This window comes from Cellulomonas sp. P5_C6 (assembly GCF_054049635.1).
The window spans coordinates 1-9,340 of record NZ_JBFULZ010000168.1; the positions used below are offsets into that span (position 1 = coordinate 1).

A 9,340-nucleotide genomic window follows, 5' to 3' on the forward strand; every position below is an offset into this window, starting at 1 on the left:
GTGCGGCGGGGCGCGGCGGCGGCGTCCGGCTCGCGTTCCACGTCTGGAACGACGCGTCCGACGTGGCCCGGGCCCTGACTGCCCTGAGCAACTCCTGAGGGGAACCTGAGGGTCGGTTCGGGGGTCTCCCCGATATCCCTGGGCCTGACGACGCCGAAATCCTAGGATCGCAAGCAGCACGGCACCGGCGCCCCGACGAGGTATCTCCCGTCGAGCGGGCCGCACCTTTGTCGTCGTCGACTTCCCCACAGAGGAAACCCCATGTCTCACGTCGCCGGATGGATCACCCATCGCTACGTCAAGTTCGTCGTCATCGCCTTCTGGCTCGCGGTGGTCGCGCTCCTAGGCCCGCTGGCGGGCAAGCTCACGGGCGCGCAGGACAACGACGCCAAGTCCTGGCTCCCCTCCAACGCGGAGTCCACCGAGGTGCTCGACGTCGCCGGGAGCTTCGTGTCCGCCAACACGATCCCCGCCGTCATCGTCTACGCACGGTCCTCGGGCCTGACCCCGGAGGACCTCGCCGCGATCCAGGCCGACGCCGCACAGTTCGGCACGCTGGACACGCTCGACGGCGCGGTCGTCGGCCCGATCCCGTCCCAGGACGGGCAGGCCGCCCAGATCATCGTCCCGCTGGACCTCGGCAAGGACGGCTGGAACCTCGCCGCCGACGCCGTCACGGACCTCCGGGCGACCGCGCAGGACGGTCCCGACGGGCTCGACGTCTACGTGACCGGCCCGGCCGGCTCGGCCGCCGACTCCTCCAAGGCGTTCGAGGGCATCGACGGCATCCTGCTGTACGCGGCCGTCGCGGTCGTGATCATCATCCTGCTGATCACGTACCGCAGCCCGATCCTCTGGCTCCTCCCGGTCATCTCGGCGGGCGTCGCCCTCACCGTGTCGCAGGCCGTCATCTACCTGCTCGCGGACAACTTCGACCTGACCGTCAACGCCCAGAGCGCGGGCATCCTCACGGTCCTCGTGTTCGGCGCCGGGACGGACTAYGCSCTGCTGATCGTCGCCCGCTACCGCGAGGAGCTGCGCAAGCACGGCGACCGGCACGAGGCGATGGCCCTCGCGCTGCACCGCGCCAGCCCCGCGATCATCGCGAGCGGCGCCACCGTGGCCATCAGCATGCTCTGCCTGCTGTTCGCGACGATGAACTCGACGGCCGGTCTCGGCCCGGTCGCCGCGGTCGGCATCGTCGTCGCCCTGCTCGTCATGCTCACGCTGCTGCCCGCGCTGCTGGTCACGTGCGGCCGGTGGATCTTCTGGCCCCGCACCCCGAGGCTCGGGGACGACGAGCCGTCGGTGCACGGCTTCTGGGCCCGCGTCGGCACGCGTATCGAGCGCCACCCCCGCCGCACCTGGGTCGGCACGTCCGCGGTCCTCGCCGTCGCCTGCCTCGGCATCGTGGCCCTCAACGCCACCGGCCTGACCACCGAGGAGTCGTTCCGCGGCGTGCAGCCGTCGATCGAGGGCGAGAAGGTCCTGTCCGCGCACTTCCCCGGCGGCGCGGGCTCCCCGGTCGCCGTCATCACGAACGCCGACCAGGCCGCCGCGGTCTCGACCGCGTTCGCCGGCGTCGAGGGCATCGACCCGACGAGCATCACCGAGCCCGTCGTCAAGGGCGACCTCGCGTACCTCGAGGGCACCCTGACGTCCGCGCCCGACAGCGACGACGCCTACGCCACGGTCGACCGGGTGCGCGACGCCGTGCACGCGGTGCCCGACGCCGACGCGCTGGTCGGCGGGACGACCGCGGTCAACCTCGACGTCCAGCGGGCGTCCTCGGCGGACAACAAGCTGATCATCCCGATCATCCTGATGGTCGTCTTCCTCATCCTCATGCTCCTGCTGAGGGCGGTGGTCGCGCCGCTGGTCCTCGTCGGCACCGTGGTCCTGTCGTTCGGGGCCGCCATCGGCATCAGCGCGCTGATCTTCAAGTACCTCTTCGGCTACGCCGGGGCGGACACGTCGTTCCCGCTGTTCGTCTTCGTCTTCCTGGTGGCCCTGGGGATCRACTACAACATCTTCCTCATGACCCGGGTGCGGGAGGAGGCGCTGCGGATCGGGCACCACCGCGGCTCGCTGGTGGGCCTCGCGGCCACGGGCGGCGTCATCACGTCGGCCGGACTGGTCCTCGCGGGCACGTTCGCGGTGCTCGGGACGCTGCCGCTCGTGGCGTTCGCCGAGATCGGGTTCGCGGTCGCGTTCGGGGTCCTGCTGGACACCCTCGTGGTGCGGTCCATCCTGGTCACGGCGCTGAACCTCGACATCGGCAGGACGATGTGGTGGCCCAGCGCGCTGAGCAGGCAGGCCGACCCGGAGCCCGCCGAGGTCCCGGTGCCGGTCACGGTCTCCTGAACGCCGCCCGAGATGCCCAGATCGTCCTGCGATCGGGGCATCTCGGGTTAGCGTGTGCTCCAGGGACCGACAGGCTCCCTCCGCGGCCCGAGGAGCACCCGTGACAGAGACCCTCACCACCAGCACGCCCGCCCCCACGCGCTGGTGGGCGCTCGACCCGGAAACGGCGAGCGCCAAGCTCGGCACCGACCTCACGACCGGCCTGTCCGCGGCCGAGGTGATGAGCCGCCGGGAGCAGTACGGGTCCAACACGCTTACCGCGCAAGCCGCGCCGTCGGTGTGGTCGGTCGTCCTCCAGCAGGTGCGCGACCCCATGAACATCATGCTCATCGCCGTGGCCGCCGTGAGCGCCGCCATCGGCCAGGGCTCGACCGCCGTGATCGTCGGGTTCCTCGTGGTGATCAACGTGGTGATCGGTGCCCGGCAGGAGATGCTGGCCCGCAAGAGCGTGGACGCGCTCGCGACGATGCAGGAGCCGCAGTCCCGGGTGCGCCGCGACGGGAACCTGGTCCAGATCCCCGCCAGCCAGCTGGTCCCGGGCGACGTGGTCGAGCTCGAGGCCGGCGACATCGTGCCCGCCGACGGCCGGCTGCTGCGCACGGCGACGATGGAGACGCAGGAGGCGGCACTCACCGGCGAGAGCGCCCCGATCGGCAAGGACGTCGCGGTCCTCGCCGACGACGAGGTCCCGCTCGGGGACCGGGCGAACATGGCCTTCCAGAACACCTCGGTCACGCGCGGCACGGGGACCATGCTGGTCACGGCGACCGGCATGACCACGCAGATCGGCACGATCGCCACCCTGCTGTCGTCGGTGGAGAAGACGAAGTCACCCCTGCAGCGGGAGCTCGACAAGCTGACCAAGGTCCTCGGCGTCATCGCCTGGAGCGCCGTGGCCGTCATCGTGCTCATCGGCATCGCCCGCGGCCAGTCGGCCAGCGACCTGCTGTTCCTGGCGACCGCCGTGGCCATCTCGGCGATCCCCACCGGCCTGCCCACGTTCGTGCAGGCCATGCTCGCGTACGGCGCCCGGCAGCTCGCCGACGCCAAGGCCGTGGTGGCCAACCTCAACGACGTCGAGACCCTGGGCGCCACCAGCTCGATCAACTCGGACAAGACCGGGACGCTCACGCTCAACGAGATGACCGTGACCGCCCTGTACACGATCGGGCAGCACTTCACGGTCGAGGGCAGCGGGTACGCGAAGTCCGGCCGGATCCTCCAGACGGCCGGCGCGGAGCTCCCCGACCTCACGCCGCTGGCGTACGGCCTGTGCCTGGCCAGTGACGCCACGGTGTCCGACGGCGGCGACATCATCGGCGACCCGACGGAGGCCGCGCTGGTCGTGCTGGCCGCCAAGCTCGGGGTGGACGCCGAGGAGAGCCGACGCACGTACCCCCGCGTCGCCGAGGTGCCGTTCGACTCCGCCTACAAGTTCATGGCGACCGCGCACTGGCTGCCGTGGCGCGGCGACCGCACTCTCGTCGAGGTGGTCAAGGGCGGCCCGGACGTGGTCCTGGCGCGCTGCACGCACGCGCTCGCCGGTCCGGGCGAGACGGTCGAGCTCGAGTCCATGCGTGCCGACATCGAGGCGGAGATGGAGCGGCTCGCGCAGCAGGGCCTGCGCACGCTCGCCTTCGCGACGAGGTTCCTCACGCCGGCCGACGAGTCGGCGATCGTCGCGGACCCGATGTCGTACGTCGAGGAGCTGGTGTTCGTCGGCCTGGTCGGCATCGTCGACCCGCTGCGGCCCACGGCCAAGGTGGCCGTCGAGATCGCGCTGAAGGCGGGCATCGAGGTCCGCATGATCACCGGCGACCACGCGATCACCGCGAGCGCGATCGGCGCCCAGCTGGGCCTGGGCCCGGGCGCGATCAGCGGTCCCGAGCTCGCCCAGCTCACCGACGAGGAGCTCCTCGAGCGGCTGCCCAACCTGCACGTCTTCGGACGCGTCACCCCGGAGGACAAGCTCCGGCTGGTGCAGCTGATGCAGAAGGAAGGGCTCGTCGTCGCCATGACCGGCGACGCCGTCAACGACGCCGCCGCGATCAAGCAGGCCGACATCGGCGTGGCCATGGGCTCGGGCAGCGAGGTCACCAAGCAGGCCGCCCGCCTGGTGCTCACCGACGACAACTTCAGCACCCTGGTGCACGCGGTCGAGCTGGGCCGCAGCATCTACCAGAAGATCACCGCGTACATCCGGTTCCAGATGAGCCAGCTGATCGGCCTGGTCATCCTGTTCCTGGCGGCGAGCGTCTTCGACATCGCCGACGGCGTGGCGATGACCCCGATGATGGTGCTGTTCCTCAACTTCTTCGTCTGCGTGTTCCCGGTGATCGCGATCATGCTCGACCCGGTCAGCCCCGGGATCATGGAACGGGCGCCTCGCGACCCCAACATGGGGATCAGCAACGGCCACGCCGTGCGGCGCTGGCTCCTGTACGGCTTCGTGCTCTTCGCCGCCTCGGCGATCCCGCTGGTCGGCGGGCCCGACGAGCCGAGTCCCGACCACGCGACCGCGTCGATGACGATGGCCTTCGTGGTCATGGGCCTCGGCTCGGTGCTCTCGGGGATCGCGCTGCGCCGCGAGCCCGGCTCCGGGTTGGCGGCCCCGATCCTCACGGCGATCAAGGTGCTGTCGGTCCCCGCGATCCTCGTCGTGCTGGCCACCGAGCTCAGCTTCCTGCAGGGGTGGCTCACCACGCAGTCGCTGTCCGGCCCCCAGTGGCTGGCCTGCCTGGGCCTGGCGCTGCTGCTGCCGATCGTCGCGGAGGTCGACAAGGTGTTCATGCGCCGCCGCGCCGCCGTCACGCAGGTCCTGGCCACCCAGGACGCGGTCATCCCGGCACGCGCGCGGGCCTGACGGCGGCCGGACGGACCTAGTCGAGCTCGGCCTCGAAGGCGGCCAGCGCGTCGGGCGAGAACAGGACGAACCGCACGAGCTCGATGCCGTGCGGGCGGGGGTGGCCGTCGGTCCAGCCGGCGTCCGCCCCCTCCTGCCAGACCCGCACGGTGCCGACGGCGACCCGGGCGACCTCGCCGACGGCCCAGCCGTAGACCCCCGCGCTCACGGCAGGGAACGCGATGCTGGACGCGTCGAGCTCGACCGCGACCTCCAGCGAGCGGGCGAAGCACGACGACAGCAGCATCGGGTCGGTCTGGCCGGCGTGCCGGTTCGGGCCGACCGTGTGCACCACCCACCGGGCCGGCAGCCGGAACCCGGGGGTCGCGACGGCGTCGCCGACGGGCAGGCCGTCCGGCAGCGTGGTGCGCCGCAGCTCCCGGCACGCCTCGAGCAGCTCCGGTCCGGCGGCGGCGTGGATCGCGCCGTCCACCCCTCCACCGCCGAGCAGCGAGGAGTTCGCGGCGTTGACGACGACGTCGACGTCGTGCTCGGTGATGTCCCCCAGGACCGCCTCGATGCGCATGCACCCCATGATGGCCGGTTCGGGGACGCAGCAAGGCCCCTCGGACGCTTACTCCGAGGGGCCTTTGCTGGGTCACAGGCTACCGAAGGCCCACGCCCGGACGGGTGAACGACACCCGGCCCGTCCACAAATTCTGTCCACAGGCCTGTGTTAACCCGGTGTTTCCGCAGGTGAACCTGTGGACAAAGGTGTGGGGCAATCGGTGGACAAAGAAAGCTCCCAGAACCCCTTGTGGCCCCTTCCCGAGGGGGACTAGAAATCTCACATCGAGATCGACAGATCGAGAACCGCAGGTGAAGGATCCCGCCAGGGGAGACTGAAACCGCAGGTCAGGTGGCCTCTTCGGAGGACGCGTGGACTGGGTGGACGACTGCCCAGGAGGGCCGGAACCTCGACGCGACGGAGCCTTTCGAGGAACCGCGCAGGCGGCGAAGGACACCCCTCGGGGAGGTCGCGCCGGTGGGGACAGGCTGTGGATGTCGGGCCGACCGGAGAACGGACGACCACATCGTCGTGGCGACATGACGACCCGCGGATGACGACGCGGGGGCCGTTACGGACCGGGAGGTTGCTCGCAGTCGTCCCGCCCACGGCGGACCGCAGGTGCTGGACTCCCCTCCGGGGTCGACGGCGCCGGTGGAACACCGGGTGCCGGGACGTAGCCGCACCGTCAGCGCGGCGTCGGTCGCCGGTCCGCCGGGGACGGAAGACCTGGGAGCACGGCAAGGCCCCTCGGACGCTTACTCCGAGGGGCCTTTTCCGTGCCCGCTTCCGTCCACCCTGCCGTGCCCGCAGCGCGGGCACCGCCGTGCCCCCMCGCCCGGCTCGGCGCCGCCTCCCCCGGCGGGTGAAGCGCGGCGTCCTTTCGGGTGGACGACGACGGATCCCGACCCGAGGGGGCGCCTCGTCTGGTTCGGTGTCCAGCGTCGGTCGCGCACCGTGGCGCGCCGCTCACGAGGGCCGCGACGCTCGCGGTGGGGAGGGGATGCCGTGGCGACGACCTCGGCGGCGCCGCAGCGGTCGGCGGCCGGCAGCTGGACGGTCCGGGGGCTCGGGCTGCTGGCGATCTGGGCCGCGTGGATCTTTGTGGTGGCCGCGGTGCTGATGCTGACGGGGAGTGCGGGGTCCCGGGCGGTCGCCGTGGCCGCGCTCCTGGTGGTGCTGGTCCCCACGTGGTTCCTGGTCCGGCAGACGCGGCACCGCTGGTGGATCCTGGCCGGCGGGGCGCTGGTCCTCGTGGCGCTGGGCCTGGGCCTCGGGCGGCTCGGCGGGCCCAGCCTGGCCCGCATGACGGGCGTCGGTGCGTCCCTGCCGGTGGCGACCGGTGCGCAGCTGCTGACCACCTCGACGGTCGAGCACACCCTGTGCCTGCAGGAGTGCTCCCGGGTGGTCCACCTGTACGCGGTCACCGACGCCGGCGCGGCGCAGGCTGAGGTCGGCGCGGCCCTGGTGGCGGAGGGCTGGCACGCGCGGGATGCCGGCGGGTTCTGCCGCGACGGGTTCGGCGTGACCTTCGCCAACGCCGCGGACCCGTCGATGGTCGACCCGCCGGCACCTCCGCCGGGGATGGAGCTGCTGAGCATCCGGACGACCCGCTGCGGCGGCTCGTAGGGCCCCGTCAGGCAAACGAGTCGAGGCCCCGCGCGGGGCGACCTCGTCGCAGCCGCGCGTCAGGCGTCCGGCACCGACTCCAGCAGGATCGTCACGGGCCCGTCGTTGACCAGCTCGACGGCCATGTCCGCGCCGAACACCCCGGTGGCCACCTCGAGCCCCCGTCCGCGCAGGTCGTCCACCACGGCGTCGACCAGCGGCTGGGCGACGGGTCCGGGAGCGGCGGCGTTCCACGTCGGCCGGCGACCCTTGCGGGTGTCCCCGTAGAGCGTGAACTGGCTGACCACGAGCACGGGGGCGCCGACGTCGACCGCGCACTGCTCGTCACGCAGGATCCGCAGCTCGGCGATCTTGCGGGCGATCAGCTCCACCTGCGCGGGGCCGTCGCCCGGCGTCACGCCGACCAGCGCCAGCAGCCCCGGTCGGTCGATCGCGCCGACGACGATGCCGTCCACGGTGACCGAGGCCCGCGTGACGCGCTGGACGACCGCCCTCATGCGCCGACGAGGGGGCCGAAGGTCGCGACGACCTCTCCGACGGGTGCTCCGTGGCCGAGGACCGGCGTGAGTCCGACCGGCCCGACCAGGGCCGGGTCGACGCCGGCCACCGCGAGGGCCGCGGCCAGCACCGCCGGGCGCGGGCGCGACGAGCCGTCGACGATCTTCACCGCGACCGCGCCGCCGTCGGGCAGACCGGCCGCGTAGACGCCGTCGGCACCGTCCTTGGCCACCAGCCCCGGCACCGCCTCCATGAACCGGGTGGCGTCCCGTCCGGTGCCGCCCACGTGCCACGGGTGCGCCGACATCGCGGCCCCCGCGCGCCCCTCGAGGCCGTCGCCGGACGCGAGGCGCCCGAACGACCGGGCCAGGCCGCGCAGGGTCGTGGAGAACAGGGGCGCTCCGCACCCGTCGGTCGTGGCCAGCTCGACGGGGACGCCCGTGAGCTCGGCGACCACCGCGCGGGCGGCCCGCTGCATCGGGTGCTCGGGGTCCAGGTAGTCGTCCGTGGACCACCCGGCGGCGACGCAGGTGGCCAGCATGCCGGCGTGCTTGCCGGAGCAGTTCTGCGTGAGGGGCTCGGTGCCGTGGCCGTCGGCCCGCCACTGCCACGCGGCGTCGGGGTCGAGGGGCCAGTCGGGGGTGTTGCGCAGGTCGTCGACACCCAGTCCGGCTCCGGCCAGGATCGACCGCACGACCTCGAGGTGCCCCGGCTCGGCGTTGTGGCTGGCGCACACGAGCGCGAGCGCGGCCCCGTCGACGTCGAGCCCGGCCCGCAGCATCGCGACGGCCTGCAGGGGCTTGAGCGACGAGCGCGCCCAGATCGTGGCGTCCGCGTCGCCGAGCACCAGCCGCTCCGACCCGTCGGGCGCGAGGACCACCACGTGCCCGGCGTGCACGGACTCGACCAGCCCACCGCGCAGCACCCGGGCGAGCGGGACCGCCGCGGTGCCGATGTCGGTCACGCTCACCAACCGCCGGAGGAGGGTCCACGCGGTCCCCGGCGCCCCGAGTACGGCGTGATCGCCGGCTTGACGTCCACGAGGTACACGATCGCGCCCACCGCGGCGAGCAGCGCGAGGAACGAGGGCAGGTGCGGCACGCCGGGCACCGGGATCACGCTGAACGAGACGGCCGTCGAGACGCCGATGATCGCGCCCCACAGCCCCTTGGTCAGCTTGCCGGCCTGCGTGAACGCCTTGGAGGGCCGCCGGAGCAGGTCGATGAGCGCCCACAGGCACAGCCCGAAGATGGCGACGTAGAAGACGAGGAAGATCACGAGCTGCAGGGAGGCGACCACGGGCCGAGCCTACGAGACATCAGGGGACGACGATGAGCCCTTCGGCACGCGCCGCGGCAGCGAGGTGCTCGTCCCACGCGGCGACGACCAGGTCGGGCGACCGCAGCTCGAGCGCCGACGCCAGGTGGAGGGCGTCCGCC

7 protein-coding genes are annotated in these 9,340 nt (G+C 72.5%); 3 read left to right on the forward strand and 4 right to left on the reverse strand.

The genetic code is table 11. The annotated features are described in order from the left end of the window. Positions 1-261 precede the first annotated feature (261 nt). Positions 262-2,364 carry an MMPL family transporter gene (locus ACXJKG_RS16260; protein WP_456846786.1) on the forward strand — a complete coding sequence of 701 codons (2,103 nt, stop codon included), beginning with the start codon at positions 262-264 and terminating at the stop codon, positions 2,362-2,364. A 100-nt stretch (positions 2,365-2,464) separates the two neighbouring features. Beyond that, positions 2,465-5,227 (forward strand): cation-translocating P-type ATPase, encoded by a 2,763-nt coding sequence (locus ACXJKG_RS16265; protein ID WP_456846787.1) that lies wholly within the window; start codon positions 2,465-2,467, stop codon positions 5,225-5,227. A gap of 16 nt (positions 5,228-5,243) precedes the next feature. On the opposite strand, the gene ACXJKG_RS16270 is transcribed toward ACXJKG_RS16265, so the two are convergent. Further along, complete coding sequence (locus tag ACXJKG_RS16270) at positions 5,244-5,792, reverse strand: O-acetyl-ADP-ribose deacetylase (RefSeq protein ID WP_456846788.1); 549 nt, start codon at positions 5,790-5,792, stop codon at positions 5,244-5,246. A gap of 990 nt (positions 5,793-6,782) precedes the next feature. Between ACXJKG_RS16270 and ACXJKG_RS16275 the strand changes: the two genes are divergently transcribed. Next, a complete protein-coding gene (locus ACXJKG_RS16275) occupies positions 6,783-7,403 on the forward strand; it encodes a hypothetical protein (RefSeq protein WP_456846789.1) in 621 nt (206 codons plus the stop codon). A gap of 59 nt (positions 7,404-7,462) precedes the next feature. On the opposite strand, the gene dtd is transcribed toward ACXJKG_RS16275, so the two are convergent. From dtd to ACXJKG_RS16290, 3 genes are read right to left on the reverse strand one after another with little or no spacing between them, the layout of a single operon-like run. Then, a complete protein-coding gene (dtd, locus tag ACXJKG_RS16280) occupies positions 7,463-7,900 on the reverse strand; it encodes a D-aminoacyl-tRNA deacylase (protein ID WP_456846790.1) in 438 nt (145 codons plus the stop codon). Next, positions 7,897-8,865 carry an asparaginase gene (locus tag ACXJKG_RS16285; protein WP_456846792.1) on the reverse strand — a complete coding sequence of 323 codons (969 nt, stop codon included), beginning with the start codon at positions 8,863-8,865 and terminating at the stop codon, positions 7,897-7,899. Before ACXJKG_RS16285 ends, dtd begins: the two co-directional genes overlap by 4 nt. A 2-nt stretch (positions 8,866-8,867) precedes the next feature. Beyond that, on the reverse strand, positions 8,868-9,200 hold the full coding sequence (locus tag ACXJKG_RS16290) for a DUF2516 family protein (RefSeq protein WP_456846791.1): 333 nt from the start codon (positions 9,198-9,200) through the stop codon (positions 8,868-8,870). Positions 9,201-9,340: the final 140 nt, after the last annotated feature.